The 26817-nt window shown below is 74.2% G+C and carries 22 protein-coding genes, 1 tRNA gene and 1 pseudogene; 10 read left to right on the top strand and 14 right to left on the bottom strand.

Annotated elements, in window-relative coordinates; all coding sequences use genetic code 11:
* Nucleotides 1–108: 108 nt before the first annotated feature.
* Together ACIHEJ_RS02650 and ACIHEJ_RS02645 are read left to right on the top strand one after the other, a co-directional pair.
* Nucleotides 109–1536 (top strand): MFS transporter, encoded by a 1428-nt coding sequence (locus tag ACIHEJ_RS02650; RefSeq protein WP_400131420.1) that lies wholly within the window; start codon nt 109–111, stop codon nt 1534–1536.
* Between the two features lie 45 nt (nt 1537–1581).
* Nucleotides 1582–1655 (top strand) — tRNA-Pro (locus ACIHEJ_RS02645).
* A 103-nt stretch (nt 1656–1758) separates the two neighbouring features.
* Here the strand turns inward: ACIHEJ_RS02645 and ACIHEJ_RS02640 are convergent.
* From ACIHEJ_RS02640 to ACIHEJ_RS02610, 7 genes are all read right to left on the bottom strand, one after another.
* Nucleotides 1759–3156 carry an amino acid permease gene (locus ACIHEJ_RS02640; RefSeq protein ID WP_400131419.1) on the bottom strand — a complete coding sequence of 466 codons (1398 nt, stop codon included), beginning with the start codon at nt 3154–3156 and terminating at the stop codon, nt 1759–1761.
* Between the two features lie 184 nt (nt 3157–3340).
* Nucleotides 3341–4027 carry a GntR family transcriptional regulator gene (locus tag ACIHEJ_RS02635; RefSeq protein WP_400131799.1) on the bottom strand — a complete coding sequence of 229 codons (687 nt, stop codon included), beginning with the start codon at nt 4025–4027 and terminating at the stop codon, nt 3341–3343.
* 66 nt (nt 4028–4093) lie between these two features.
* Nucleotides 4094–5095, bottom strand: coding sequence for a proline racemase family protein (locus ACIHEJ_RS02630; protein WP_400131418.1), 1002 nt, complete (start codon nt 5093–5095; stop codon nt 4094–4096).
* A gap of 15 nt (nt 5096–5110) precedes the next feature.
* Nucleotides 5111–6007 (bottom strand): dihydrodipicolinate synthase family protein, encoded by an 897-nt coding sequence (locus tag ACIHEJ_RS02625; RefSeq protein WP_400131417.1) that lies wholly within the window; start codon nt 6005–6007, stop codon nt 5111–5113.
* Between the two features lie 72 nt (nt 6008–6079).
* Nucleotides 6080–7471 carry an FAD-dependent oxidoreductase gene (locus tag ACIHEJ_RS02620; RefSeq protein WP_400131416.1) on the bottom strand — a complete coding sequence of 464 codons (1392 nt, stop codon included), beginning with the start codon at nt 7469–7471 and terminating at the stop codon, nt 6080–6082.
* Complete coding sequence (locus tag ACIHEJ_RS02615) at nt 7464–7766, bottom strand: (2Fe-2S)-binding protein (RefSeq protein ID WP_400131415.1); 303 nt, start codon at nt 7764–7766, stop codon at nt 7464–7466. The genes ACIHEJ_RS02620 and ACIHEJ_RS02615 overlap by 8 nt, the downstream gene beginning before the upstream one ends.
* A complete protein-coding gene (locus tag ACIHEJ_RS02610) occupies nt 7763–8929 on the bottom strand; it encodes an NAD(P)/FAD-dependent oxidoreductase (RefSeq protein ID WP_400131414.1) in 1167 nt (388 codons plus the stop codon). The genes ACIHEJ_RS02615 and ACIHEJ_RS02610 overlap by 4 nt, the downstream gene beginning before the upstream one ends.
* Before the next feature lie 206 nt (nt 8930–9135).
* Here ACIHEJ_RS02610 and ACIHEJ_RS02605 point away from each other — a divergent pair, with 206 nt between their 5' ends.
* The 4 genes and pseudogenes from ACIHEJ_RS02605 to ACIHEJ_RS02590 all read left to right on the top strand — a co-directional run bounded on the left by ACIHEJ_RS02605 (nt 9136) and on the right by ACIHEJ_RS02590 (nt 13844).
* Nucleotides 9136–9279, top strand: coding sequence for a putative leader peptide (locus ACIHEJ_RS02605; RefSeq protein WP_400131413.1), 144 nt, complete (start codon nt 9136–9138; stop codon nt 9277–9279).
* A gap of 98 nt (nt 9280–9377) precedes the next feature.
* On the top strand, nt 9378–10265 hold the full coding sequence (locus ACIHEJ_RS02600) for a glutathione S-transferase C-terminal domain-containing protein (RefSeq protein WP_400131412.1): 888 nt from the start codon (nt 9378–9380) through the stop codon (nt 10263–10265).
* 357 nt (nt 10266–10622) lie between these two features.
* Nucleotides 10623–11894: pseudogene (locus ACIHEJ_RS02595) on the top strand (NtaA/DmoA family FMN-dependent monooxygenase); the annotation flags it as partial.
* A 225-nt stretch (nt 11895–12119) separates the two neighbouring features.
* Nucleotides 12120–13844 (top strand): LuxR C-terminal-related transcriptional regulator, encoded by a 1725-nt coding sequence (locus tag ACIHEJ_RS02590; protein ID WP_400131411.1) that lies wholly within the window; start codon nt 12120–12122, stop codon nt 13842–13844.
* Nucleotides 13845–13853: 9 nt separating this feature from the next.
* Here the strand turns inward: ACIHEJ_RS02590 and ACIHEJ_RS02585 are convergent, their stop codons facing one another.
* Nucleotides 13854–16457, bottom strand: coding sequence for a CHAT domain-containing protein (locus ACIHEJ_RS02585; RefSeq protein WP_400131410.1), 2604 nt, complete (start codon nt 16455–16457; stop codon nt 13854–13856).
* A gap of 85 nt (nt 16458–16542) precedes the next feature.
* Between ACIHEJ_RS02585 and ACIHEJ_RS02580 the strand changes: the two genes are divergently transcribed.
* Genes ACIHEJ_RS02580 through ACIHEJ_RS02570 form a run of 3 tightly spaced genes read left to right on the top strand, consistent with a single transcriptional unit; the run spans nt 16543 to nt 19081 of the window.
* Complete coding sequence (locus tag ACIHEJ_RS02580) at nt 16543–17967, top strand: S8/S53 family peptidase (RefSeq protein WP_400131409.1); 1425 nt, start codon at nt 16543–16545, stop codon at nt 17965–17967.
* Entirely contained in the window at nt 17964–18602 is a 639-nt protein-coding gene (locus ACIHEJ_RS02575; RefSeq protein ID WP_400131408.1) for an RNA polymerase sigma factor, read from the top strand. The genes ACIHEJ_RS02580 and ACIHEJ_RS02575 overlap by 4 nt, the downstream gene beginning before the upstream one ends.
* Nucleotides 18599–19081, top strand: a complete 483-nt coding sequence (locus tag ACIHEJ_RS02570) for a hypothetical protein (RefSeq protein ID WP_400131407.1) — start codon at nt 18599–18601, stop codon at nt 19079–19081. The genes ACIHEJ_RS02575 and ACIHEJ_RS02570 overlap by 4 nt, the downstream gene beginning before the upstream one ends.
* 4 nt (nt 19082–19085) lie before the next feature.
* Here the strand turns inward: ACIHEJ_RS02570 and ACIHEJ_RS02565 are convergent, their stop codons facing one another.
* From ACIHEJ_RS02565 to ACIHEJ_RS02540, 6 genes are all read right to left on the bottom strand, one after another.
* On the bottom strand, nt 19086–20312 hold the full coding sequence (locus ACIHEJ_RS02565) for a cytochrome P450 (protein WP_400131406.1): 1227 nt from the start codon (nt 20310–20312) through the stop codon (nt 19086–19088).
* A gap of 59 nt (nt 20313–20371) precedes the next feature.
* Nucleotides 20372–21151, bottom strand: coding sequence for an N-formylglutamate amidohydrolase (locus ACIHEJ_RS02560; RefSeq protein ID WP_400131405.1), 780 nt, complete (start codon nt 21149–21151; stop codon nt 20372–20374).
* Nucleotides 21152–21290: 139 nt separating this feature from the next.
* The gene (locus ACIHEJ_RS02555; RefSeq protein ID WP_400131404.1) at nt 21291–23510 is read right to left on the bottom strand and encodes an NADP-dependent isocitrate dehydrogenase; all 2220 of its coding nucleotides are present in this window, start codon (nt 23508–23510) and stop codon (nt 21291–21293) included.
* Between the two features lie 122 nt (nt 23511–23632).
* Nucleotides 23633–24013, bottom strand: coding sequence for a DUF4186 domain-containing protein (locus ACIHEJ_RS02550; protein WP_400131403.1), 381 nt, complete (start codon nt 24011–24013; stop codon nt 23633–23635).
* A 44-nt stretch (nt 24014–24057) separates the two neighbouring features.
* Nucleotides 24058–24360, bottom strand: coding sequence for an SHOCT domain-containing protein (locus ACIHEJ_RS02545; protein WP_400131402.1), 303 nt, complete (start codon nt 24358–24360; stop codon nt 24058–24060).
* A gap of 53 nt (nt 24361–24413) precedes the next feature.
* On the bottom strand, nt 24414–24872 hold the full coding sequence (locus ACIHEJ_RS02540; protein WP_400131401.1) for a DUF6325 family protein: 459 nt from the start codon (nt 24870–24872) through the stop codon (nt 24414–24416).
* Nucleotides 24873–25175: 303 nt separating this feature from the next.
* On the opposite strand from ACIHEJ_RS02540, the gene ACIHEJ_RS02535 reads away from it, so the two are divergent.
* Complete coding sequence (locus tag ACIHEJ_RS02535) at nt 25176–26804, top strand: MFS transporter (protein WP_400131400.1); 1629 nt, start codon at nt 25176–25178, stop codon at nt 26802–26804.
* The last annotated feature ends 13 nt before the right edge of the window (nt 26805–26817 follow it).

Below are 26817 nucleotides of genomic sequence, written 5' to 3'. Positions count from 1 at the left end.
CCGGACCCCGGCAGGGCGCCCGCCCCGCACCCCCGTCGCGCGGGCCGTGGTGCCCGTCGCCCGCCACACCCCGACCCCGCGCATCCCGGATTCCGGAGAGGCTCCGCCATGCCCCGCACGTCCACCCGCCTCACCTTCGCGGTCCTCGCGACCGGTGCGGGCGTGTTCGCGATGCTCCAGTCGCTGATCGCGCCTGCCCTGCCGACCGTCCAACACGCCCTGCACGCCTCCCAGTCGACCGCGACCTGGGTGATGACGGCCTACCTGCTGTCCGCCTCGGTCTTCACCCCCATCCTCGGCCGGCTCGGCGACCTCGCCGGCCGCAAACGGACCCTCGTCGCCGTCCTGCTGACCGTCCTCGCGGGCTGCCTCGTCGCCGCGCTGGCCCCGAACATCGGCGTCCTCGTCGTCGCCCGGGTCGTCCAGGGCGTCGGCGGCGCCCTGTTCCCGCTGTCCTTCGGCATCATCCGGGACGAGTTCGCCCCGGCCGAGGTGAGCGGCAGCATCAGCAATCTCTCTGCGGTCATCGCCGCCGGCGGCGGGGTCGGCATGGTGGCCGCCGGGCCCATCGTCTCCGCGCTCGACTACCGCTGGCTGTTCTGGATCCCGGTCGCCGTCGTCGCCGTGACCGTCCTGATCGCCCTCCGCTACGTGCCCGAGTCCCCCAACCGCGCCCGGGGAAAGGTCGGTTGGACGAGTGCCGTGCTGCTGTCCGGCTGGCTGGTGGCCCTCCTGCTCCCGCTGAGCCAGGCCGGGCGGTGGGGCTGGGGCTCGCCGAAGGTGCTCGGTCTGTTCGCGGCCGCCGCCCTGCTGTTCGCGCTGTGGCTCACGGCCGAGGCCCGCTCCCGCAACCCGCTGATCGACCTGCGCGTGATGCGGCTGCCCGCGGTGTGGACGACCAATGCGGCCGCCCTGCTCTTCGGCGCGGGGATGTACGCGATCTGGTCCTTCCTGCCCGGCTTCGTCCAGACGCCCGCCACGGCCGGCTACGGCTTCGGCGCGAGCGTCACCGCCTCCGGCCTGCTCATGCTGCCGATGCTGCTGGCGATGTTCCTCTCCGGTGTCCTCTCCGGCCGTCTGGAGCCCCGCGTCGGCGCCAAGGCCCTGCTCGCCACCGGTGCCGCGCTCGGCGCACTGGCCTGCGGCTTCCTCACCCTGTGGCACGACGCCGAATGGCAGATCGCCGTCGTCGCGGGTCTGTTCGGCCTCGGGATCGGCCTGGCCTTCGCCTCGATGGCCACCATCGTCGTGGCCAGCGTGCCGCCCGAGCAGACCGGCGCCGCGACCGGGATGAACGCCAACATCCGCACCATCGGCGGCTCCATCGGCGCCGCGCTCACCAGCCTCCTGGTCACCGGCCGCCTCCAGCCCTCGGGCCTGCCCTACGCCTCCGGCTACACCCACAGCTGGGCGCTGCTCGCCCTCCTCTGCCTGGCCGCGGCAGGCGCCGCCCTGCTGGTCCCGGCCCGGCGCCCCGGCCGCCCGGCGGACCCCGTCACCGCGGGGACGACACGGGCACCCGCACAGGTGCGGTAGGGTTGACCTGCGTGATCACGCGGGAGACCTCGCGTGGGACCGCAGCGGGACGTGGCGCAGCTTGGTAGCGCACTTGACTGGGGGTCAAGGGGTCGCAGGTTCAAATCCTGTCGTCCCGACTTTGCGAAGTCGCAGATCAGGGGCCGTTTTCGGAGCAATCCGGAACGGCCCCTCGGTCATGCCGGGTTGGTGGTGTACGCCCGTCTGTCGTGCGGGTGGGGGCTATGCCTCCCGGTGCCGCAGGCGCCGGGCCGCCATCACCGCGTAGACGAGGATCCCCACGAACAGGAACAGCACGCCCTGGTACACCGCCGCATAGCCGGCGCCCGCCATCAGCCAGACGGAGAACGCCGCCGCCACCGCGGTGATCACCGAGTCCCGCGCCAGCCGTCCCCGGTCCACCGAGCGGCCCGAGACGAGGTGGAAGAGCTGCGCGGCGGTGGCCAGCAGGTACGGCACGGTCGCGGTGAACGTGGTGACGAGGACCAGCACGTCGAAGACCTTCGCCGAGCCCGACAGGTAGTTGTACACCGTGAGCAGGGAGGACAGGACGACCGTGACGCCGACACCGACCGTCGGCACGCCCCGGCGGCGGCGGGCGAAGGCGGCCGGGAACAGGCCGTCCCGCGCGGCGGCGTACGGGGTCTGGGCGCTGAGCAGCGTCCAGCCGTTGAGGCAGCCGGTCATCGAGACCAGCGCGGCGAGCGCGACGGCCGTACCGCCCCAGCTGCCGCCGAACATCGTGTTCACGGCGTCCGAGAACGGCGCGGTGGAGGTCACCAGCCGGTCGTGCGCGACCGTCCCGAAGACGGACACCGTGCCCAGCAGGTACACCAGCGCGGCGCCGGCCGTCCCGATGACGGTGGCCCGGCCCACGTTGCGGCGGGCGTCGCGCACCTCGCCCGCGCTGACCGCCGCGGACTCGACGCCGAGGTAGGAGAAGAGCAGCAGGGCGGCGGACGCGGACACCGCGCCGATCGCGCCCTGGCCGCTGGAGTTGAACGGTCCGAGCCGGGACGGGTCGAAGAAGAACAGTCCGCCCACCGCGACGAGCAGCAGCGGCACGAACTTCAGCACGGTGGAAACCAGCTGGACGGCGCCCACGTAGCGGGTGCCGGCGAAGTTGGCGAGGGCGGGCAGCCACTGCAGGGCCAGGGCCGCCAGGCAGGCGGTCCCCTTGTGACCGGCGACCGGGACCAGCACGTCGAGGTAGCCCACGGCGGCGACCGCGAGCGCGGCGTTCGACACCCAGGAGGTGATCCAGTACGCCCAGGCGGCGAGGAAGCCGGCGAAGTCGCCGAAGGCCTCGCGGGCGTAGACGTACGGGCCGCCGGTACGGGGGTCACGGGCGGCGAGCCGGCCGAAGACGAGGGCCAGGGCGATGGCGCCGACGGTCAGGACGCCGAAGGCGACCAGGCTGACCGTCCCGTACGGGGCGATGGACGCGGGCAGCAGGAAGATGCCGCCGCCGATGATGTTGCCCATGACCAGCGCGGTGGCGACGGGCAGGCCGAAACGGCGGGCGTGCTTGCTGCTGGTGGGGCGGGGGTCCTCGCCGGGAACCGCGAGGGGTTCCGAGGAGGCCGGAGCCGGCTGCGGAGCGGTTCCGGTGACGTGCATGGGTGGTGCGCCTCTCATCGAACAGGTGTCCCGGGATCGCCGGGACCCCGCCATGGTCGGGGATGCCCCGGTCTGGCGCAAAATCGCCGTTCCTTGTCCGGTGGCTCCCGTCCGGCCACGTAAAAAGTGAGGTCGCGCGGGCCGTGGGCCGACGGATGTGCGGCGGTCGTCCGGGCGGGCCCGGTCAGTCGCCCGCCGCCCACAGCCCGCGCACGTGCCCCAGGTGCCGGGTCATGATCTCGTGCACGGCCTTCTCGTCGCGCTCCAGCAGGGCGTCGAGGAGTTCCAGGTGCTCCTGTGCCGAGGCGAGCAGTCGGCCCGCCTCCACCAGGGCGGTCAGGCCGTACAGGCGGGAGCGGCCCCGCAGGTCGGCGACCACCTCGACCAGGTGGGCGTTGCCCGCCAGGGCGAGCAGGCCGAGGTGGAAGCGGGTGTCGGCCTCCACATAGGCGATCAGGTCGCCCGCCACCGCGGCGGTGACGATCTCCCGGGCCGCCGGGCGCAGCGCCTCCAGCGAGACCCGGTCGGCCGTGCGGGCCAGCTCCGCCACCGTCGGGATCTCGATGAGCGCGCGGATGTGCGTGTACTCGTCCAGCTGCCGGTCGGAGACTGCGGTGACCCGGAAGCCCTTGTTGGGGACGGTGTCGACCAGGCCCTCCTTGGCCAGGTCCAGCATCGCCTCCCGCACCGGCGTCGCCGAGACGCCGAAGCGGGACGCGAGGGAGGGCGCCGAGTACACCTCGCCCGGGCGCAGCTCGCCGGCGATCAGCGCGGCGCGCAGCGCGTCGGCGACCCGCTCGCGGTAGCTGCTGCGGCGGCCGCCGAGGCGGGGGAGGGCGGGCATCTCCGTGCCCTGCGTGTTCTGTGCCATGTCACGCGTCACCGGGGGAGTCTAGAGGAGGGCCGCAGGACGGCCGGAGGGAAGGCTGGAGGAAGGCTAGAGGACGAAGCCCTCCGGGAAGGGGTCGGTGGGGTCGAGGAGGTACTGGGCGGTGCCCGTGATCCACGCCCGGCCGGTGAAACTCGGCAGCACGGCCGGGACACCGCCGACCGCCGTCGTGCCCAGCAGCCGGCCGGTGAACCGGGTGCCGATGAACGACTCGTTCACGAACTCGGTGTGCAGCGGGAGTTCGCCCCGCGCGTGCAGCTGGGCCATGCGTGCGCTCGTGCCCGTCCCGCACGGGGAGCGGTCGAACCAGCCCGGCCGGATGACCATCGCGTGCCGGGAGTGCCGGGCGGTGGCGCCGGGCGCGTAGAGGTGGACGTGGTGGCAGCCGTGGATGGACGGGTCCTGCGGGTGCACCGGTTCCGCCTCGGCGTTGACCGCCTCCAGCAGGGACAGGCCGGCCGCGAGGATGTCGTCCTTGCGGGCGCGGTCGAAGGGCAGACCGAAGGCGTCGAGGGGGAGGATCGCGTAGAAGTTGCCGCCGTAGGCGAGGTCGTAGGTGACGGTACGGCCGCCGGGCAGGGTGATCGTGCGGTCCAGGGCGACGGCGAACGACGGCACGTTCCGCAGCGTCACGTTCCGCGCGGCGCCGTTCTCCACCGCCACCTCGGCGACCACCACCCCGGCCGGGGTGTCGAGCCGGATCGTGGTCACCGGCTCCACCACCTCCACCATGCCCGTCTCCACCAGCACGGTGGCCACCCCGATCGTGCCGTGCCCGCACATCGGGAGGTAGCCGGAGACCTCGATGTAGAGGACGCCCCAGTCGCAGTCGGGGCGGGCCGGGGACTGGAGGATCGCCCCGCTCATCGCGGAGTGGCCGCGCGGCTCGTTCATCAGCAACTGCTTGATGTGATCGAGGTGTTCACGGAAGTACAGTCGCCGCTCGTTCATCGTGGCACCGGGCACGGTGCCGATCCCGCCGGTGATCACGCGGGTCGGCATGCCCTCGGTGTGCGAGTCGACGGCGTGCAGGACGAGTTTGCTGCGCACTGACCGGTCTCCTTGTCAGACGAGCCCCGCGGCGACGGCCTTCTCGGTGGCCGCCCGGACCGCGGCCTCCTGCTCGGGCGTCAACGGTACGCGCGGCGGGCGCACCGGGCCGCCGTACCGCCCGACGACGTCCATGGACAGCTTGATCGCCTGCACGAACTCCACCCGCGAGTCCCAGCGCAGCAGCGGATGCAGCTGCCTGTAGAGGGGGAGCGCGGTGGTGAGGTCACCGGCCACCGCGGCGCGGTACAGCTCCGCGCAGGCACGCGGGAGCGCGTTGGGGTAGCCGGCCACCCAGCCCTTGGCGCCGGCCACGGCCAGTTCCAGCAGGACGTCGTCGGCGCCGATCAGCAGATCGAGTTCCGGGGCGAGTTCGGCGATGCGGTAGGCGCGGCGGACGTCGCCGGAGAACTCCTTGACCGCGCGGACACACCCCTCCGCGTGCAGCCGGGCGAGGAGTTCGGGCACCAGGTCGACCTTGGTGTCGACCGGGTTGTTGTACGCCACCACCGGCAGGCCTGTCCGGGCGACCTCCGCGTAGTGGGCGAGTACGGACCGCTCGTCGGCCCGGTAGGAGCTGGGCGGCAGCAGCATCACCGACGCGCACCCGGCCTCGGCGGCCTGTTCGGCCCAGCGGCGGGCCTCGGCGGAGCCGTACGCGGCGACGCCAGGCATCACCCGGTCGCCGCCGATCGCGGCCACGGCGGTCTCCACCACCCGGGCGCGTTCCGCCGGGGTGAGCACCTGGTACTCGCCGAGCGAGCCGTTCGGTACGACGCCGTCGCAGCCGTGTCCGACCAGCCAGGCGCAGTGCTCGGCGTAGCGGTCGTGGTCGACGGAGTGGTCCTCGCGGAGGGGGAGCGCGGTGGCCACGAGGATGCCGCGCCAGGGGTGGCGGCGGGTCTGCGTCATGTGTCGTCTCCCATTTCGTAGGGTGTGACATACCACTGGTTGGCGGATGCCGGTCCTTGCGGAGCCGGGGTGTCAGTCCGGTTCGGGCAGAGCGGCCAGGACGCCTAGCGGTACCGGCCGCGCGAAGGGCCGGCGTCCCGGCGTGAGCGGGCAGCCGGTCAGTGCGGCCACCGCGGGCGCGCACATCCGGCCCTGGCACCAGCCCATCCCGGCCCGGGTGAGCAGCTTCACGCTGCGCAGGTCCGAGGCGCCGAGCCCGTCGGCGGCCTCGCGGAGCGCACCGGCCGTGACGTCCTCGCAACGGCACACGACCGTGTCGTCCGTGACCTCTCCGGCCCAGCCCGCCGGTGGCGCGTACACCGCGTCGAGCGCGGCGGAGAACGACCGCAGCCGGGCCCGGGCCCGGGCGGCCGAGGTCCAGTCACGCGGGTCGGGGACGGTGCCGTGCAGCCGGGCGGCGATCGAGCGCCCCGCGATGTGCCCCTCGGCCAGGGCGAGGGCCGCACCGCCGATACCTGTCGTCTCCCCGGCGGCCCAGACGCCGGGCACGTCGGTGCGCTGCTCGGCGTCGACCCGTACGTCCGTGCCCGACAGGGTGCAGCCGAGGGTCTCGGCGAGGTCGGTGTGGGGCAGCATGCCGTGTCCGACGGCGAGCGCGTCGCAGGGGATGCGGCGGGCACTGCCCGGCCTGACCCGCCCGTCCCGGTCCAGGGCGGCGACGGTGACCGCCTCCAGCCGGTCCCCGCCGCGCGCCTCGACCACGGTGTGCCGGGCCAGGACGCGCACCCGGTGCCGCAACAGCCGTCCCGCGTACCCGGCGCCCTCGGCGAGCTTGCCCGGCTCCGCGGCCAGGGCCGGCGCCCGGCGCGCCAGGGCCGTGGGGTCGGCGGACTCCACCAGCGCGGCCACGTGCGCGCCCGCCGCGGCGAGCCCGGTCGCCACCGGCAGCAGCAGCGGTCCGGTGCCCGCGACCACGACCGTCCGTCCCGGCAGCACCAGCCCGCCCTTGAGCATGGCCTGCGCGCCGCCCGCCGTGAGGACCCCGGGCAGCGTCCAGCCCGGGAACGGGAGCACGTACTCGTAACCGCCGGTGGCGAGCAGCACGGCGTCGGCGCGGACCGCGACGCCCTCCTCCTGGCCCGGTCCGCGCAGGGCGTGAACCGTCAGGCGCGCCGGGTCCCGTGCCACGCACCAGACATGATGGTCCCTCAGGTGACGGATCGTCCCGGCGGCGACGTGACGGGCGAGTCCGTCCCGAAGCCGTTGCCAGGTGCGCCACTGGTGGTGCAGCGCCTGGGGCCGACGGGCGCCCAGCGCGGCGGCGGGCTGCCGGTGGAACTGGCCGCCCGCCCGGTCGGCCGCGTCGACGAGGGTCACGTGGACGCCCTGTGCGGCCGCCGCCAGTGCCCCGGCGAGTCCTGCCGGGCCCGCCCCGACGACGGCGAGGCGCGGTAGCTCAGTCATCCTCGCGGCCCGTCCCCTCCTGTGTGCGGATGTCAACGCCCGGGGCCACCGGCACCAGGCAGGCCCGTTGGTTCGGGCGGTCGTCGACGGTCACCAGGCAGTCGAAGCACACGCCGATCCCGCAGAACACCCCGCGGGGCCGCCCCCCGTCGCGGGTGCTGCGCCAGGCCGTCACGCCCGCCGCCCACAGCGCCGCCGCGACCGTCTGCCCGGGCAGCGCCCGCACGGGCCGCCCGTCGAAGGTGACGGTGAACGCACCGTCCGGCCGGGCCCGCACCAACTCCATCGGATTCACCGGGTGTCGCCTCCGTCCGTGTCGGGGTCGAACCGCTCCGGCCGGAACGGCGTCAGATCCAGTTCCGCCGCCTTCCCGGTGAGGGTCCGCGCGATCAACTGCCCGGTGCCGGTGGCGAGTCCGATGCCGGCGCCCTCGTGGCCGCAGGCGTGGAACAGTCCCGGCATCCGGGGGTCGGGTCCGATCGCCGGGAGGTGGTCGGGCAGGTACGGCCGGAAACCCGCGTACGTGCGCAGGGCGCGCACCCCCCGCAGGAAGGGGAACAGCCCGATCGCCCCTGCCGCCAACGCCCGTACGGCGGGGAGCGACAACGAGCGGTCGAAGCCGACCCGCTCCCGGCTCGCGCCGATCAGCACCGGGCCGGCCGCCGTGCCCTCCACCACCGGCGAGGTGCGCAAGGCGGCCGAGCCGCTGGCCACGTCCGCCACGTAGTCGGCCGCGTACACCTTGTGCCGTACCAAACGGGGCAGCGGCTCGGTGACGAGGACGAAGCCGCGCCGGGGGAGTACCGGCAGCCGGACGCCCGCGAGCGCCGCGAGGTCGCCGCCCCACGTGCCGGCCGCGTTCACCACCGCCGGCGCGTGGATGTCCCCCCGGTCGGTACGGACCCCGAGCACCGCGCCGTCCGCCCCGCGCAGCACCCCGGTCACCGTCCGGCCCGTGTGCAACCGGGCGCCCGACGCGCGCAGCAGATGGGCGGCGGCCAGCGCGGGCATGACCTGGGCGTCCTGCGGATAAAGCATCCCGCCCGCCCTGTCGGGGGCCAGGTGCGGCTCCAGGGAGGGAAGTTCGCCCCCGGTGACCGGCTCGGCCACGACCCCGGCGGACCGCTGGCCGTCGGCGAAGTCCCGCAGCGCGCCGAGCGCACCGGGGTCCCGGGCGACCACGAGACCGCCCTTGGGTTCGTACTCGATCGCCGCGCCCAGCTCGTCCGCCAGCTGCGCCCACAACCGGGCGGACAGCAAGGCGAGTTCGAGTTCCGGGCCCGGCTCCTTGTCGGAGACGAGCAGGTTGCCCTCGCCCGCGCCGGTGGTTCCGCCGGCCACCGGGCCCCGGTCCACCACGCGCACGTCGAGGCCGGTCCGCGCGGCGTACAGGGCACAGGCCGCACCCACCATCCCGGCTCCGACGACCACGACATCGCAGGTCAGTCGCATCGCCACGCCAGTACTATGTCACATGTTCCTGGATCTGAGGAGACAGCGGACACGGTCGTCCGCGCCCCCGTCCTTCTGTCGTCCGCGCCGTCCCTTCCTTCGTCCGCGCCGACGTCCCCCGTCCGGAGTCCCAGGCGTGGACGCCCTCTTGACGCCGCACGGGCCCGGATCGACACTCCACTGAGGGAATCCTAGTGAACAGGTAGGAAATCATGGTGCGCCTCGAGACGGCCCCCGGCCGAGCGGTCCGGAAGCCGGCTAGCGCACCCCTGCTCACCTCCCGCCGCCACATCGACCTGCTGCGCGTCTGCAGCGCGATCGGCATGCCGCACGGAGCACCGAGCCCCGGGCGCTGAGCCGGGCTCCGCGCACCGAGCACCGAACCGAGCCCCGCCCGCCGATCGACGACGCCCCTCCGCTCGCCCAGCCGTACGCCCACGACCCGGGGAGACGCATGTCCACCACTCCGCTCGCCGCCGTCCCGTCCGTCCACCGCGCCGCCCCCGTCTTCCGGGGCCGGCTCGGCCGGGACGCACGCAGCGGCCACCACGCCGTGCCCCACCGCTACCGGCTCCATCTGTCGACCGCGTGTCCCGACGGGCTGCGTCTCGCGGTCGGGCACAGCCTCCTCGGCCTCGGCGACAGCTGTCCGGTCACCTTCCTGCCCGCCGTGCCGGACCGTCCCGGCGGCGGGCACACGGAGCTGCGCCCGCTGTACGAGGCGAGCGCGCACCACTACACCGGTCCCGCCCTCGCGCCCGTGCTCAGCGACGACTGGTCCGGACGCATCGTCAGCACCCATGCCCCGGACATCCTGCGCGACCTGGACCGCTTCCCGCGCGCCGACCGCGCCGGCCTGTACCCGCGGGGCGCGGAGTCCGTGATCGAGGCCGTCGAGCGCATGTGTGCCGAGGGCGTCGAGGAGGCCGCCCAGCGCGCCGGCCGGGCCGGTGCCGACCCGGCCGAGCGGGCCGCCGCACTGGAGGTGCTCCTCGACACCCTGGGCCGGCTGGAGCGGGTGCTGACCGGCGAGGACCACCTGGTCGACGGCCGGTTCACCGCCGCCGACGTCGCCCTGTGGGTGACGCTGGTGCAGCTCGACACCGTCCACCGCTTCCACCTCGACGCCTCCGCCGTGCAGCGCATCGCCGGCCACCGCGCCCTGTGGGGCTGTGCCCGCCGCCTCGCCGCGCACCCCGCCTTCGGCGCGCACCTCGACCTCGACGGCATCGCCCGCCGCCATCACGGCGGGTGCCAGGGACTGGAGGCCGCCGGAGCCGCCGTCCAGATCCTGGACTGGGCGAGCCTCCTCCCGGACAGCCCGGACACTTCGCGCAGGTGAGAACCGGGCGGGAACGTCCAGCCCGCGGACGGCCGTTGACCTTCGAGTGCCGCAGTGCCGCAGTGCCGTGGCGGCCCGCGGCATCCGCGCACCGTGATCCAGGGGATGTTCCGACTCCGTCGGAGCGGCCATGAGCGAACTCCCAGGTGCCGCCCTCTCCCTTGCCGAGGCACGGGGCCCGTTCAGCGACGCTCCGTCAAAAACGACGGTAACGAAGCGTGTTCCTCCGCCGCACCGACCGGGCCGGGAGCGGTCCTGGGCCTGCTCGGCGGCATCGTGCCGGCCCTCGCCCGGCAGTCCGGCAGCCCGGTGCTGCGGGCCGTGAGCCGGACCAGAAGACCCTCACCGGCGCGGAGACCGACGTCGGCCTTCGCGCAGACCGCCGAACGCGCCAAGTTCGACTTCCTGTTCCTCGCCGAGGGACTGAGGCTGCGCGAACAGGGCGGCGAGATATACGACCTGGACGTCGTCGGCCGCCCCGACACCTTCACCGTGCTGTCCGCGCTCGCCGCCGTCACCGACCGGCTCGGCCTGACCGGCACCATCAACTCCACGTTCAACGAGCCGTACGAGGTGGCCCGCCAGTTCGCCAGCCTCGACCACCTCTCCGGCGGCCGCTCCGCGTGGAACGTGGTCACCTCCTGGGACGCCTTCACCGGCGAGAACTTCCGCCGCGGCGGCTTCCTGCCGCAGGAGGAGCGCTACTCCCGCGCCAAGGAGTTCCTCGCCACCGCGCACGAGCTGTTCGACTCCTGGCGCGGCGACGAGATCCTCGCCGACCAGGCCGCGGGCACCTTCCTGCGGGACGCCCGGGCGGGCGCCTTCGCGCACCACGGGAAACACTTCGACATCCACGGCCGGTTCAACGTCCCCCGCTCCCCGCAGGGCCGGCCGGTGATCTTCCAGGCGGGCGACTCCGACGAGGGCCGTGAGTTCGCCGCCGCCGGCGCGGACGCGATCTTCAGCCGGTACTCCACCCTGAAGGAGGGCCGGGCGTTCTACACGGACGTCAAGTCCCGCCTCGCCGCGTACGGCCGCCGGCCCGACCAGCTGCTCATCCTGCCCGCCGCGACCTTCGTCCTCGGTGACACCGACGCCGAGGCGGCCGAACTCGCCCGTGAGGTGCGCCGGCAGCAGGTGAGCGGTGCCACCGCCCTCAAGCACCTGGAGTTCGTCTGGAACCGGGACCTGTCGGGCCACGATCCGGACGGCCCGCTGCCCGACGTCGACCCGCTGGTGAGCGAGGAGCACATCTCCCAGGGGCGCGCCCAGGTGCGGATGTACCGGGACCCGATCGCCATCGCCCGCGAGTGGCGGCAGCTCGCCGAGGCCAACAAGTGGTCGATCCGCGACCTGGTCGTCAACACCGGCAACCGGCAGACCTTCATAGGGTCCCCGACGACGGTCGCGCAGACCATCGACGACTTCGTGCAGGCTGACGCCGCGGACGGCTTCATCCTGGTCCCGCACATCACGCCCGGCGGCCTCGACCTCTTCGCCGACAAGGTCGTCCCCCTGCTCCAGGAGCGGGGCGTCTTCCGCGCCGACTACGAGGGCACGACCCTGCGTGAGCACCTGGGTCTCGCCCACCCAGACGCCGCCACCGCGCCCGAGAGGGCTGCCTCGTAGCGCGCCGGACCCGTCGTCCCCCCGAGCAGCGGCGTGGTCGCGGACGCCACCTCCCCCGTAGGTGACGTCCGCGACCGCTCCCCCGGTGCCGGCCCTGAGGTTCTCTTCGTCCGAAGAGGCGTCGGGTCGTGCGGCCAGCGTGCCCCTCCGCCGCTGCCGGGCGCCTGAGTCGAGGGCTACTCAAGTCGCCCTGTATCAAACCTGAGTACCCGCGCTCCGGATGATGTGAGGACTTACGAACAGGACGCGACGACCCCGGAGCTGCCCTGGCCGTTCACCGGCAGGGAGGACGAACTGGAGCTGGTGCGCGGTTCGCTGACCGCCGGGCGGCACGGCATCGTGGTGACCGGGCCGGCGGGCCACGGCAAGACCCGGCTGATCACGGAGGCGGTCCGGGGCACGGAGCACGCCCGGGTGACCGGCACGCCCGAGGCCCGGGACCTGCCCTTCGCGGCGTTCGCGCACCTGCTGCGCGACGGTGTCTCGGCGCAGCGCGCGGTGCAGATCCTGTCCGCCTTCCGGCTGCTCGTCGTGGACGACGCCCACCTGCTGGACGAGGCCTCCGCGGCCGTGGTCCACCAGCTCGCCGTACAGGGACGCACCCGGCTGGTCGTGGCCGCGGTGGACGGTGTCCCCACGCCGGGCGCGGTGTCCCGGCTGTGGACCGGGGAGGTGCTGCCCCGGCTGGCCCTCGCGCCGCTGCCCCGCGAGGACACCGCCCGGCTGCTCGCCCCGGCCGGCCTGGAGCGGCTCACCGTGCGCCGGCTGCACCACGTATGCCAGGGCGACCTGCGGCTGCTGCGCGACCTGGTGGGCGCGCTCGGCGGCTCCGGGCGGCTGGTCCCGGTGCCCGGCACGGGGGAGCGGGCCTGGCGGGGCGCGCTGCCGGTCACCGCGGCCGTGCGTGAACGTCTCGCACCCCTGCTGGGGCGGTCCGCCCCCGACGAACGCGAGACCCTGGAACGGCTCGCGTTCGCCGAGCCGGCGCCGATGCCGCTGGACGGCCTGGACCTGGATGCCCTCGAACGCCTGGAGGCGGACGGACTGATCGCCGTGGACGACCGGGACGGCGCCGTCACCCTCGCCCATCCCCTGTACGGCCCGGCCCTGCGCGCCACGACCGGCCGGGTGCGCGCCCGCCGGCTGACGCGGGAGGCCGGCGCGCACGGCCCGGCCGCGGACGCCGAACAGCGCATGCTCGTGCGGCGGATCGAGGAGCTGGACGTCCGGGCGGTGCCGACGCCGGTGGGGGAGTGGCTGGTGGCGGAGGACGCCGCCCTGCCGACCGGGTACGCCGCCGTCCGGGCCCGGTACGCGCGCCTGCGGGGCGAGCTGCGGGACGCGGAGGCCTGGGCGCGGGAGGGGTTGCGGCAGACGCCGGGGGACGCGGACTGCCGTACGGAACTCCGGCTGGCCGGCGGGGAGTCCACGACGGCCGGGGGCGACGACGTGTACGCCCGCTACGACGCCGTACGCCTCGGCGAGCCCCAGCGGGGCGCCGGGCGGCTGCCGGCGGGCAGCGTGCTCGCCCGGCACGCGGACGCGCTCGCGCGGGCGGACGGGGCCGCACTGGACCGGGCCGCACGGGACCTGGAGGAGCGCGGCTTCCTGCTGTTCGCGGCCGAGGCCCACGCACAGGCCGTACGGGCCCATCGCGACCCACGTGCCGCACGCTACTCCCGGACCCGCGCGGTCGCGCTCGCCCGCCGCTGCCAGGGTGCGCGGACACCGGTGCTGGACGGGCTCGTCCTCGGCGAACTCACCGCGCGGCAGCGGCAGATCGTCACGCTCGCGGCGGCGGGCCTGAGCAATCGGGAGATCGCCGAGAAGCTGACGCTGTCGGTGCGGACGGTCGGCAACCACCTGTACAGCGCGTACACCCGGCTCGGTACGGGGGACCGGGGAGCGCTGCCCTGGCTGGTGGAGCTGCCGGAGAGCGAGCCGGCGTGAACGCGTCCCTCAGGCGGCGCCGAACGCCGCGAACGCCCAGCCCGTCGCCTGGTGCACCGTGTCCCCGGGCAGCGCGGCGCGGGCGTCGCGGAGGGCCTCGGCCAGGGACAGGCCCGTCTCGAGGCCCTTGTGCAGGGCCAGCATCAGCGGGACCACGGCCGCGTCGTTGACCGGGGCACTGCTCGCCACCACCCCGGCCGTGCCCAGCGGCAGCAACGCCGTGACCAGGCCGAGCAGTTCGTCGGCGCCGACCGAGGCGAGACGGGCGGTGTCGCAGCTGGACAGGATGATCCGGTACGGGCTGCGGGCCAGGCGCTCCAAGTCGTGCACGATCAGCGGGCCGTCGGCCATCCGGAGGGCGGAGAACAGCGGGCTGTCCGCACGGAACGTGCCGTGCGCCGCGAGGTGTGCGAGGCCCGCACCGTCCAGTTCCGCCAGCACCCGCGGCACCTGCGCGTCCTCACCCTCGAGGACCGTCGCCGTCCCGTACCGGTCCGCCAGTTCCGGCACCTCCGCGCCGCCCGTCGCCAGGCCGGGGCCGCGCACCAGCACGGCCCGGCCGTCCGGCGGCGGCTCGGTCTCCCGGGCGCGCAGCCAGCTGCCGGCCGACGGCGACACGCTGAGCACCCGGTCGCGCAGCGCGGGCAGCAGCGCCCACGGCACCCGGTGCAGCGCCCCCGGCGGCACGATCACCACCGGACCCGGGCCCAGATGCGGTACGGCGCCGCCCAGCAGCAGCTCCTGCAGCCGCCGGCCCGCCGCCTCCACCAGCGGCAGCCGCGCCTCCGCCCCGGGATGCGCGAGCCGGCGCAGCCCCGCCTGGACGTACTCGGCCTCGGCCACCGCCTCCGCGAGCGGCCCGCCCGTGAACCGCCGCACCTTCCCCTGCCCGCACAGCAGGACGTGCACCCGGCCGCCCACCACGGCCAGTTCCACCAGCCGCCCGTCGCCGAGCCGGTCCAGCAGCCGGCCCGCGTCGAACCGGTCCCCCTCGTGCGGCGCGGCGCCGCGCATGTGGTGGGTGCGGGAGCGGATCTCCCGTTCCAGCCGCCGCTGTTCGCGCTCCAGCACGGGCACCGGGCGGCCCTCCCGGCGGGCGTCCTCCGCGCGGGCCGCTATCTCCCGGTAGGCGGTCAGAGTCCTCAGCAGCGCCGGGTCGGCGGGCGGCCGGGTCGGCGGTGCGGACAGCACGGTCGCCCGCCACCGCTCGCTCCACACCAGCAGCCGTCGCGGACCGCCCTGGGCGAGGCTCGCCTCCTGGGCCATCGCCGCCAGTTCGGCGCCCTGCGCGGTCGCATGGGCGCGCAGCTCCGAGGCGCCCAGCGTCATACGGTGGTCGTCCAGTACGTCGAGGCCGCGCCGGCAGGCCTCCAGCACGCCCCGCCGGGAACCGGCCGCCCGCGCCCGCAGCGCCTGCGCCACCCACCCCGACACCCGGGGGGTGGGCGGCCCGCCGTGCCGGCTGCGCGCCGCCACCGCCAGATGCCGTTCGGCGTCCGCCGGCCGGCCGAGGGCCAGCGCGATCCGGCCCGCGAGCAGCGACGCCTCCGGCGCGGCCGGCGAGCCGCAGGCGGCGAGTCGCTCGGCGACCGCAGCCGCGTCCGCGACCATCCTCCCCGACCGGCGCCCGGCCGCCACCCGCGCCTCGATCAGCACCAGCCGGGCATGGGTCTCCCACCAGCTGCGCCGCTGCGCCGCGAACAGGCGTACCGCGACGGCGGCGCGGGCGATCGCCGTGGGCGCGTCCCCGGCCGAGCGGGCGGCCCGCGCGGCGGCGAGCAGCAGCTCGGCCTTCCGGGTGGACTGCCCGCCGATCCGGTCCAGCAGCGCGATCGCCGCGTCCGCCTCGGCCAGCGCCTCCGGGGCGAGCCCCGCCGCCCTGAGCACCTCGCAGCGCCGCAGGGACAGCATGTACGTCGGGGTGCCGAGCTTCGCGTACCGCTCCTCCGCCTCGTCCAGCAGCCGCAGCGCCACCGGAATGTCCCCGGACCGGAACGCGGCCAGCCCCCTGCTCTCCACCACGTCGGCCTTGTCGTGCTCCTGGCCGGTGGTCTCCCACAGCTGCTCGGCCGCCGTGAAGTCCGCGAGCGCCCGGTCCACCGCGCCGAGCGCCAGATGTACCGTCGCCCGCAGGGTCAGCGCCCGCGCGGTCCAGATGTCGTCGGCGAGCTGCCTGAGCACCGGCAGCGCCCGCCGTACGTCCTCCAGAGCTTCCCGGTGATGCCCCAGCACCCACCACACGTAGGCCCGCCGGAACAGCACCCGGGCCCGGGTGTGTCCGCTGCCGCGCGCGACCCCCCGCTCGAACGAAGCGAGCCCCTGCCGCGTGCGCCCCGCGTGCACCAGTGCGACCCCCAGGGTCGCGAGCACGTCCGCCTCCCGGTCGGCCGAGTCGGCGCGCGCGGCGAGGAACCGGGCACGGCGCAGATGCCGCAGCGCGATCCTGAGGTCGCCGAAGTCCCGCTGCCAGATGCCGAGCACCTGGTGGGCGACGCTGGCGTGCAGCGGCGGCGGATCGGCGTGCAGCACCTGATCCGCGCGTGCCCGGGCCTCGCCCGGGTCGGCGAACACCATGGGCAGCAGTTCGAGAACCGACTCGCTTCCCGCTGTCACGCCTCGCATGGTAGTGGCCTGCTGTATCAGACGGTGGCCTCGCGGCTCTCACTGCCGAACACCGTCTCCAGGGGGAGGACACGCCATGGCACCACAGCGATTCCACGAGCAGTTCGACCACATCCAGCGCTCCCTGCCCGAGGTTCCCCTGACGATGGGACCGCGGGACGAAGCGCACCTCCTCTACGAGAAGGGCGTCGTCCTCGCCCGCGACGGCGAGGAGGCCAGGGTCGTCGAGGACGCCGTACGCGCCCACTTCACCGCCACCGCCGGCCTTCTCCCGGACCACGTGCGCCGAGTGAGCCAGCCGGCCCACCGCACCGGCGTCACCCGCATTCGGGTCGCCGACCCGGCCGGGGGCGAGGACGCCGTCCCGCACGCCCTGCGCGCCCTGCGGGAGGCCGAGGGACGCGCGGGACGCCGGCTGGTCGGCCGCAACCACGTGGTGCACATCGCGGTCAACGCCTGCCCCGGCGACGAACCGGTCCCGGTCCCGCGCACGCAGATCCCCAACCCCGGCCCCGCCGAGGGCGGTCACGACCCGGACACCGCGGTCGGTGTCCTGGTGATCGACACGGGCCTGGTGCACGACCACCGCTCCTACCCCCTGCTCGCCCACACCACGGGCGACGCCCAGCGCGCCGAGACCGACGGCGACGGCGTGCTCCGCCAGTACGTCGGCCACGGCACGTTCATCGCCGGGCTCCTCGCGGCCGTCGCCCCCGGCACCGACGTCACCGTCCGGGGCACCCTGAACGACGCGGGCGCCGTCCTGGAGTCCGAGTTCGGCGCCCGACTCTTCGAGGCCGTCGACCAGGGCGGCTGGCCCGACATCATCAGCCTCTCCGCCGGCACGCCCAGCGGCGACCCCGACGGCCTGATCGGACTGGACGCGTTCATGCGCGAACTCAGCGGACAGCGCACCCTGTTGGTCGCCGCCGCCGGCAACGACGCCAGCGACGTCCCCTTCTGGCCCGCCGCCTACGCGGCCCTGCCCGACCACGCGGACAGCGTGCTGTCGGTCGGGGCGCTCCGCGCGGACGGCGACGGCGCGGCCTGCTTCAGCAACCACGGCCCCTGGGTGCGGGTCTACGCCCCCGGCGAGCGCCTCACCAGCGCCCTCACCGGCTTCGGCACCCCCGTGCCGTACGTGTACCAGCACTCCACCTACGACACCTGCCGGTACGGGTTCGCCTACCCCTGCACCTGCCAGTACCCGCGCCACACCGGGCTGCTGAGCGAGGGCCGGGAGAGCACCGGGGCCAAGCCCGACCAGGTGATGTTCGACGGCCTCGCGCAGTGGAGCGGCACCTCGTTCGCCACCCCGGTCGTCGCGGGCCTGGTCGCCGCCCACATGACGGCGCACGGGGAGCGCGATCCGCGTGCCGCGCGCACCGCGCTGCTGGCGGCCACCTCCGACCGCGCGGAGGTGCGCGGGGCGCGTGTCCCGGCGCTGCGCCCGCCCACCTGGCGGCCGGTCCCGCTCCCTACCCCCGCGGTGCCCGCATGAGGGCCGGAACGCTCCGCTCCACGGCGTACGATGATCTGCCGTACACGAGGGGTGGAGCCGTGGACCGTACAGAGGTCGGCGCGTTGGTCCAGTCCGCCGTCGACGGGGACGCCGCGGCCTGGAAGGCGCTGGTGGAGGGCATGAGCCCGCTGGTGTGGTCGGTCGTGCGCGCCCACCGGCTCTCCGACGCCGACGGGCACGAGGTCTACCAGACGGTGTGGTTCCGCTTCGCCCAGCACCTGGGCCGGATCCGGGAACCCGACAAGGCCGGCGCCTGGCTGGCCAGCACCGCCCGGCACGAGTGCCTGAAGGTGCTCAAGAGCCTGACGCGGCTGACCCTGACCGACGATCCGCGCGTGCTCGACCGGGCCAGTGAGGAACGGACGCCGGAGGAGTCGCTGATCGACTCGGAGGACGAGGCGGACCGGGCCGAGCGGGCCCGCCGCCTCTGGCAGGAGCTGGACGGACTGGGGGAGCGCTGCAGGCAGTTGCTGCGCGTGCTGATCTCCTCCCCGCCGCCCAGCTACCTGGAGATCTCGGCCGCGCTCGGTATCGCGGTCGGCAGCATCGGCCCGCTGCGCCAGCGCTGTCTGCGCCGGCTGCGGGCCCGGATCGACGCACGGGGTGCGCTATGAGCGGCGACGGGACACGGCCCGGGCACGACGGTCCGGACCTCGGCGGGCCCGAGGACGCGCTGCTGGAGGAGGAGTTGCGGCGGGCGGCCGGTGTCCTGGACCCCGTCCCGGCCGAGTTGCTCCAGGTGGCGCTGGACGCCTACCTGCTGCACGACCTCGACGCCGGGCTCGCCGAGCTGACCTTCGACTCGCTCGTGGACGCGCTCCCGGTCCGGGGCGTCACGGACGCGCCGCGCATGCTGACGTTCCGCGCGGGTGACGTCACCGTCGACGTCGAGGTCACCGAGGACGGGCTGATGGGGCAGGTGCTGCCGCCGCAGCCGGCGCGGATCGAGGTGCTCGGCGCTCCGCAGACCGTCCGTCCGGTCACCGTCGACACCCTCGGCCGGTTCACCAGCGACACCCCGCCGGCCGGTCCGTTCGCGCTCAGACTTCAAACCGGTGCGGAGGTGATCGTCACGGAGTGGCTGCGGGTCTGACGGCTCACCAGGTCACGGGCAGGGTCCGCGGCCCGCGGATCATCGTCCGGTGCCGCCACTGCACCTGCTCGGGCGGCACGGCGAGCCGCAGCCCCGGCAGCCGGTCCAGCAGCGTGTCGACCAGCAGCTCGAGCTGCAGCCGGGCCGGGACCGCGCCGGTGCAGTGGTGCGGGCCGTTGCCGAACGCCAGGTGCGGGTTGGGGTCGCGGTCCGGGTCGATGGCGTCCGGGTCGGGGAAGACGTCCGGGTCGCGGTTGGCGGCGAGGTAGGAGACGTACACCGGGTCGCCCGCCGCGATCCGGTGACCGGCGATCTCCACGTCCTCGAGCGCGATCCGGGCGAGCCCGACGGTGCTGCGGTGCGGGACGTACCGCAGCAGCTCGTCCAGGACGGGGCCGCGCGCCCCCGGGCGCGCCCGCAGACGCTCCATCAGCTCCGGCCGGGTCAGCGCGAGGAACAGCATCTGTCCGCAGTTGTGCGTGACCGCCTCGCCGCCGATCTGCAGCGGGCCGGCGAGCCCGACGGCCTCCTCCTCGCCGATCTCCCCGCGCGCCACGGCGCTGCCGAGCAGCGCGTAGACGTCCTCGTCGGTGCTGGTGGCGCGGGCCCGGACGATCGTCCTGATCCAGCCGTACAGGCCGGTCTTGGCGCGGTCGGCGGCCTCGGCCCCGTGGGTGGAGATGATCTCCCGGGTCCAGGCGTGCACCTGGTCCCGGTCGGCGGCCGGTACCCCCATCATCTCGCTGACGACGGCGAGCGGGAACGGTTCCAGCACCCGCTCGACCAGGTCGGCGGGCGGGCCGTCGCGGACGACCCCGTCCACCAGCTCGTCGAGGATCGCCTGTGCGCGGGGCCGCAGCCGCTTCATCGCGCCCACCGTGAAGGCGCCCGCGATCTGCTTGCGCAGCCGGTTGTGGTCCGGCTGGTCGGCCCAGGCGAGCGAGCCCGGGCGAGGCGCGAAGTTCGGGGCGGGACGGGTCACCTGACGGCTGGTCACCTCGGCGCGGCCGAACCGCGGATCGTTGGTGATCAGCCGTACGTCCTCGTGACGGGTGGCCAGCCACGCCCAGCCCTCGCCGTACGGCAGCCGGATCCGGGTCAGCGGGCCTTCGCGCATCAGTTCGGCGAGCACCGGGTCGAAGCCCGTCCCGTCCAGGTCGAGCGCGGGCCAGTCCCGGACGGGTGGCGGCGGCTCCTCGCCGGCGGGCGTGCTTCTCTCCACGGTCGTCATGCCCTCCACCCTGGTACGGTGCACCGCCCCTGTCCTGCGGGAGTGCTCCAGCCGGAGGGCTACAGGGCGTCGACGAGCGCGGCCAGCGCGGAGGCGAGCCGGTCCAGCCCCGGACCCGCGGGTCCGCCCGGCTCGGCCATGTAGACGTCCCGCCGTATCTCCACCATCAGGGCGTGCACCCGGGCGTGGGTGCCGTAGAACTCCAGCGGCACGTACGTCCCGGCGAACGGGCTGTCCAGCCCGGTCTCCCCGCAGAACGCGAACGCCTCGCGGGCCGCCGCGGTCAGCTCCGGCGGGGTGTGGAAGGCGTCGGTGCCCAGGCACACCGGCGGGCGCGGCCCGCTCCCGTGCAGCTCGTAGGGCAGCGGCGCGGTCGGATAGGAGTGCACGTCGATCACCACGGCCCGCCCGGTCGCGGCCAGCCGCCCGGCGACCGCCTCCGTCATGGCGGCGGCGTACGGCCGGAAGTACCGCTCGAGCAGCGGCTCCGGATCGGTGCCGGCGGGCCGCAGCTCGGCTCGGTGCGTGGTCCGTGTGTACACGGCCCCCATCCCGACGGCCGTCATCTCCTCCCGCTCGTCCGGGAACCGCTCGGGGTCCACGACCAGCCGGGACAGCCGGTTCACGAACCGCCACGGCGTCACCCCGGCCAGCGCGGCGGCCCGCCCGGCCAGCTCGGCGGTGTGCGCGTCCGTGATGTGGTCCAACTCCCGTTCCAGAGCTGCGTCGTCCAGCACGATGCCGGCCCGCACGTCCTGCGGGACGGCCCGCGCGGAGTGGGGCACGTGCAGCAGCACGGGCGAGCCGGGGTCACCGGGCAGGAGTTCGAAGCTGGACACGGGCGGCTCCCGGGAGGTGTCGTCGGTGGCCCGGTGCGGGACCGGGGTGTCGGACCGGTTCTGATACGCCTCCGCCCCGGCCGGGGACACCGGCCGGGGCGGAGGGCCGCTCACGAGGGCGGCTCGGGCGTCGCGGAGACTAGCTCAGGGACGCCAGGGCTTCGTTCCAGGTGGCCGACGGGCGCATGACCGCGTCCGCCTTGGCCTTGTCGACCTGGTAGTAGCCGCCGATGTCGGCCGGCTTGCCCTGGACGGCGATCAGCTCGTCCACGATCTGCTGCTCGGCCGCCGCGAGGGTCTCGGCGAGCGGCGCGAAGGCCTTGGCCAGGTCGGCGTCGTCGGTCTGCCGGGCCAGCTCCTGCGCCCAGTACAGGGACAGGTAGAAGTGGCTGCCGCGGTTGTCGATGCCGCCGACGCGACGGGTCGGGGACTTGTCCTCGTTGAGGAAGGTCGCCGTGGCGCGGTCGAGGGTGTCGGCGAGGACCTTGGCGCGGGTGTTGCCGGTGGCCGTCGCGTACTGCTCCAAGGACGGGACGAGCGCGAAGAACTCACCGAGGGAGTCCCAGCGCAGGTAGTTCTCCTTGACCAGCTGCTGGACGTGCTTCGGCGCGGAGCCGCCGGCGCCCGTCTCGAACAGGCCGCCGCCCGCCATCAGCGGGACGACCGACAGCATCTTGGCGCTGGTGCCCAGCTCCAGGATCGGGAAGAGGTCGGTCAGGTAGTCGCGCAGCACGTTGCCGGTCACCGAGATGGTGTTCTCGCCGCGGCGGATGCGCTCCACCGACAGCTTGGTGGCCTCGACCGGGGACAGGATCCTGATGTCCAGGCCCTCGGTGTCGTGCTCCGGCAGGTACTGCCGGACCTTGGCGATGAGCTGCGCGTCGTGGGCGCGGGTCTCGTCCAGCCAGAACACCGCCGGGTCGCCGGTGGCGCGGGCGCGGGTGACGGCCAGCTTGACCCAGTCGCGGATCGGGTCGTCCTTGGTCTGGCAGGCGCGGAAGATGTCACCGGCGGCGACCGGCTGCTCGATCAGCACGTTGCCCGCGGCGTCGACCACACGGACCGTGCCGGCCGTGGCGAGCTCGAAGGTCTTGTCGTGGGAGCCGTACTCCTCGGCCTTCTGCGCCATCAGGCCGACGTTCGGCACCGAGCCCATGGTGGACGGGTCGTAGGCGCCGTTGGCGCGGCAGTCCTCGATGACGGCCTGGTAGACACCCGCGTAGGAGGAGTCCGGGATGACGGCCAGGGTGTCGGCCTCCTGGCCGTCCGGGCCCCACATGTGGCCGGAGGTGCGGATCATCGCCGGCATGGAGGCGTCGATGATGACGTCCGAGGGCACGTGCAGGTTGGTGATGCCCTTGTCGGAGTCGACCATGGCGAGGGCCGGGCCCTCGGCGATCTCCGCGTCGAAGGAGGCCTTGATCTCGGCGCCCTCGGGCAGGTTCTCCAGGCCCTTGAGGATGCCGCCGAGGCCGTCGTTCGGGCTCAGGCCGGCCGCCTTGAGGGTCTGGCCGTACTTCGCGAACGTCTTCGGGAAGAAGGCGCGCACCACGTGACCGAAGATGATCGGGTCGGAGACCTTCATCATCGTGGCCTTCAGGTGCACGGAGAACAGGACGCCCTCCTGCTTGGCGCGGGCGACCTGCGCGGCGAGGAACTGCTCGAGCTCGGCGACGTGCATGACCGACGCGTCGACGACCTCGCCCTCGCGGACCGGCACGGACTCCTTCAGGACGGTGGTGGTGCCGTCCTCGCCGACCAGCTCGATCTTCAGCGTGCCGGCCTCGGAGATCACCACGGACTTCTCGGTGGAGCGGAAGTCGTTCTCCCCCATGGTCACCACGTTGGTCTTGGACTCGCCGGTCCAGGCGCCCATGCGGTGCGGGTGGGTCTTGGCGTAGTTCTTCACCGACGCGGGGGCCCGGCGGTCGGAGTTGCCCTCGCGCAGCACCGGGTTGACGGCGGAGCCCTTGACCTTGTCGTAGCGGGCGCGGATCTCGCGCTCCTCGTCGGTCTTCGGGTCGTCCGGGTAGTCCGGCAGCGCGTAGCCCTTGCCCTGGAGCTCGGCGACGGCGGCCTTCAGCTGCGGGATGGACGCCGAGATGTTCGGCAGCTTGATGATGTTGGCCGCGGGGGTCTTGGCCAGCTCGCCCAGCTCGCTCAGCGCGTCGGCGATGCGCTGGTCCTCGTTCAGGTACTCCGGGAAGACGGCGATGATGCGCCCGGCCAGCGAGATGTCCCGGGTCGTCACGGGCACACCTGCCTGCGAGGCGTACGCCTGGATCACCGGCAGGAACGAATGCGTCGCCAGGGCCGGGGCCTCGTCTGTGTAGGTGTAGATGATGGTCGAGTCAGTCACCGGGTGCTCCGCTCCACGTCTGCAACATTGCTCGACATCAAGATATCTCGTGCTGGTGGCCGGCTCGACAGGGGTCCCGGCCGCGAAGGGCGGCGCGCCGCCGTGACCGGATCCGACCGGCTCTACGGCGCGTCCGTCATCTCGCGCTCGATCCAGCGGCAGATCACGTCCACGACGTACACGTGCTCGGCGCGGGTCAGCTCCCGCCCCTTGGGAATCCCGTGCCACCGCTGCAGACACCCGCGGCAGCAGGTGGCGGTCGCGTGCTGCGCGACGAAGACCGGGTGCCCGCGGTACGGCGTCTGCTTGCCGTCCTTGTACGGCTCGGCCGGGGCCAGTCGCTTCGCGATCAGGTCGTAGGCGTGCCACCGGATGGTCGCCGGGCCCTTCAGCTCGGCCGTCGCCCGGTCCCGGCCGCGCAGGCGGAACCTCGCCCGGAAGGGCTGGCGGCCGATGGCGTCCAGGCGCCGGTCGAGGGAGCGGGGGTCGGGCGATGCGGTCATACCGCTCCGAGCGTAGACCGTGGCGCGGCACGGCTTCCTGGGGCTCAGCCCAGGAGCATGCGCTTCTGGTTCTCGAACTCCGCGTCCGTCAGGACGCCCTGGGCCTTCAGGTCGGCCAGCTGCTTGAGCTGATCGATCTTCTGGGTCATGGGGTCGGGGGCGGCGGCGGCCGGTGGTGCGGCGGGAGCGGGTGGCGCCTGCTGCTGTGCGTACTGCTGTTGTTCCTGCTGTTCGTAGTCCTGCTGGGCCCACCGGCCGGCCTGCCGCCGCGAGACGCGGTTGGACACGGCGGTGGCGGTGCCGGCGACGACGGCGGTACGTGCGACGCCCCGAAGCAGTCCGGGCATGTTCGGTCATCTCCCATCAGGTCCGTGCGCGGTGCGCGGTGCGCGGTGCCGGTTCAGGCCACGGCCGAGCCGCCGGGCGGCACCGTCTCCTCCGTGGCGTCCAGCGCCGCCAGCAGGGCCTGCACCGGTATGCGGCCGCTCGAGACGAGCTGTGCTCCGCTGCGCCTGAGCGCGGCGGCCAGCGGAGCGGCCCACAGGTTCTCGTAGACCAGCACCGCGGCCGCGTTGCCCGGCTCCAGCGCCTGGGCCGCCTCGTCGAGGTCGCTCTGATCGAGCACGCCGGCCGAGGCTCCCTCGAAGACCGACAGATCGACCTCGTCACCGAGGTCCCGCAGTTCCAGCCCGACGACCGAGCCGTCGGTCTCCTTCCGGACGAAGGCGAGGTCGATGATGCGGATGATGCCGCGGTCGGCGAGACCGACCAGCAGCGGGAACGCCTCGCCCGTCATGCGGTTGCCGGGGAACTCGATGACCAGGTAGTCGACCGGCCCCATCTCTTCGACGCTGTCCATGGCTTCTCCTCACGAGACGCGTGGGAGCAGGTCCCACGCCCGCCCGTCGCCCCCGGGCAGCGGCCCGCGGCCACGCTCCTCGCCCTCCGTTGCCCTTCCAGTCCACCACGCGGCGCGAGGGCCCGCACACGTAACGGGCGGCGCACCGGGCGGGGGAGGACCCGCACCCCGGGGGGTCCCCCGTGACGGGTGAGGCGCGGGCGGCCGGTCCGGCGCTTGGATGAGGGAGCGGCCCGACGGAGGGGGCCGCCGCCGACGGGGCCGTGCGAGGGCCCGGGAACTCTGGGCGAGGTGGTGGACACCGTGGGACGCTGGCGAGCCCTGATGGTCCTGGGAACGGCGCAGTTCCTGATGGTCCTGGACACCTCGGTCATGAACGTCTCCATCAGCCAACTGGTCGAGGACTTCCACACCGAGGTCACCGCCATCCAGGCCGTCATCACGCTGTACGCGCTGGTCATGGCCGCATTCATGATCATCGGGGGCCGGCTGGGCGACATCCACGGCCGCCGTCGGCTGTTCCTGCTCGGCCTGATCGTCTACGGCACCGGGTCGGCCCTCACCGCCCTGGCGCCCACGCTGTGGGTGCTCGCGCTGGGCTGGTCGGTGATCGAGGGACTCGGCGCCGCGATGGTGCTGCCCGCGATGGCGGCCCTGGTCGCCGAGGCCTACCGCGGCAGGGACCGGGCCGTCGCCTACGGGGTGATCGGCGGACTCGCGGGGGCCGGCATCGCGGTGGGGCCGCTGCTCGGCGGCTGGGTCACGACCTATCTGACCTGGCGGCTCGTCTTCGCGGGCGAGGTCGTGGTCGTAGCCGTCGTCCTGGTGTGCCACCGGGTGGTCAAGGAGGCCGCGCGGACCGGGCCGCCGCCCCGGCTGGACGGCGTCGGCGCGGTCCTGTCGGCGGCCGGGCTGGGGCTGGGCGTGCTCGGCGTGCTGCAGAGCAGCTCCTGGGGCTGGGTGCAGCCCCGCGACCCGCCCTTCACCGTCCTCGGCTTCGCACCCACCCTCTTCGTCGTCGCCGCCGGTGTGGCCGTGCTGGCCCTCTTCGCGCGCTGGACCCGCAGACGCGAGGCCGCGGGCGCGGACCCCTTGGTGCACCTGTCCCTGTTCCACCGGCCGCCCTTGCGATCCGGGCTGCTCACTCTGCTCAGCCAGAACCTGATCCTGCTGGGGCTGTTCTTCACCATCCCCCTGTACCTGCAGGTCGTGCAGGGCTTCGACGCCTTCGAGACGGGGCTCAGGCTGCTGCCGGTGTCCGCCACGATGCTCGTCACCTCTCTCGGCGCCGCCCGGCTCGGCCGCGGCATGGGGCCGCGCCGGGTCGTCCGGCTGGGCCTGCTGATGCTGGCCGCGGCCATCGTGTGGCTGCTCGCCACCATCGAACCGGAGATCGACAACGCGCAGTTCGCCGGTGCGATGGCGGTGCTCGGCGTCGGCATGGGACTGCTCGCCTCCCAGCTGGGCAACGTCGTGCAGTCCAGCGTCGGCGAGGCCGGACGCAGCGAGGTCGGCGGCCTGCAGTTCACGGCGCAGAACCTCGGCTCGGCGCTGGGCACCGCGCTCATCGGCTCGATACTCATCGGCGCGCTGGCCCACGCGTTCACCTCGGAAGTGGAGGCCCACCCCCAGCTGTCGTCCCGCACCCAACAGCAGACCGGTGTCCGCCTGCAGGCCGGGATCAGCTTCGTGCCCACCGACCAGGCGCGCGCGGCCGCCCGGAGCGCCGGACTGCCGGCGACCGAGGTCGAAGCCCTCACGGACGCGTACGCCTCGGCCCAGCTGGACGGCCTGAGGGCGGCGATCCTGGCCACCGGCGGGATCACGCTGGCGACCTTCCTCGTCACCTCGCACCTGCCGACCCGCCCGACCCGTCGCCCGCAGCCGTCGCAGGACGGCGCACCGGCCGGCGTGGCCGGCGCCGTGGACTGAGCAGGAGGAGCAC

It is taken from the genome of Streptomyces sp. NPDC052301, assembly GCF_044593395.1.
Lineage (GTDB): Bacteria > Actinomycetota > Actinomycetes > Streptomycetales > Streptomycetaceae > Streptomyces.
This window is presented reverse-complemented; position numbering and strand designations above follow the sequence as displayed.

Excerpts from the sequence above, each read along its gene's own strand:
- ACIHEJ_RS02620 (WP_400131416.1), bottom strand. The coding sequence starts at position 7,471 with ATGACTGAGCTACCGCGCCTCGCCGTCGTCGGGGCGGGCCCGGCAGGA.
- ACIHEJ_RS02650 (WP_400131420.1), top strand. The coding sequence starts at position 109 with ATGCCCCGCACGTCCACCCGCCTCACCTTCGCGGTCCTCGCGACCGGT.
- ACIHEJ_RS02570 (WP_400131407.1), top strand. The coding sequence starts at position 18,599 with ATGAGCGGCGACGGGACACGGCCCGGGCACGACGGTCCGGACCTCGGC.
- ACIHEJ_RS02625 (WP_400131417.1), bottom strand. The coding sequence starts at position 6,007 with ATGACGCAGACCCGCCGCCACCCCTGGCGCGGCATCCTCGTGGCCACC.
- ACIHEJ_RS02640 (WP_400131419.1), bottom strand. The coding sequence starts at position 3,156 with ATGCACGTCACCGGAACCGCTCCGCAGCCGGCTCCGGCCTCCTCGGAA.
- ACIHEJ_RS02540 (WP_400131401.1), bottom strand. The coding sequence starts at position 24,872 with ATGGACAGCGTCGAAGAGATGGGGCCGGTCGACTACCTGGTCATCGAG.
- ACIHEJ_RS02605 (WP_400131413.1), top strand. The coding sequence starts at position 9,136 with ATGGTGCGCCTCGAGACGGCCCCCGGCCGAGCGGTCCGGAAGCCGGCT.
- ACIHEJ_RS02635 (WP_400131799.1), bottom strand. The coding sequence starts at position 4,027 with ATGGCACAGAACACGCAGGGCACGGAGATGCCCGCCCTCCCCCGCCTC.
- ACIHEJ_RS02565 (WP_400131406.1), bottom strand. The coding sequence starts at position 20,312 with ATGACGACCGTGGAGAGAAGCACGCCCGCCGGCGAGGAGCCGCCGCCA.
- ACIHEJ_RS02600 (WP_400131412.1), top strand. The coding sequence starts at position 9,378 with ATGTCCACCACTCCGCTCGCCGCCGTCCCGTCCGTCCACCGCGCCGCC.
- ACIHEJ_RS02575 (WP_400131408.1), top strand. The coding sequence starts at position 17,964 with ATGAGGGCCGGAACGCTCCGCTCCACGGCGTACGATGATCTGCCGTAC.
- ACIHEJ_RS02545 (WP_400131402.1), bottom strand. The coding sequence starts at position 24,360 with ATGCCCGGACTGCTTCGGGGCGTCGCACGTACCGCCGTCGTCGCCGGC.
- ACIHEJ_RS02550 (WP_400131403.1), bottom strand. The coding sequence starts at position 24,013 with ATGACCGCATCGCCCGACCCCCGCTCCCTCGACCGGCGCCTGGACGCC.
- ACIHEJ_RS02580 (WP_400131409.1), top strand. The coding sequence starts at position 16,543 with ATGGCACCACAGCGATTCCACGAGCAGTTCGACCACATCCAGCGCTCC.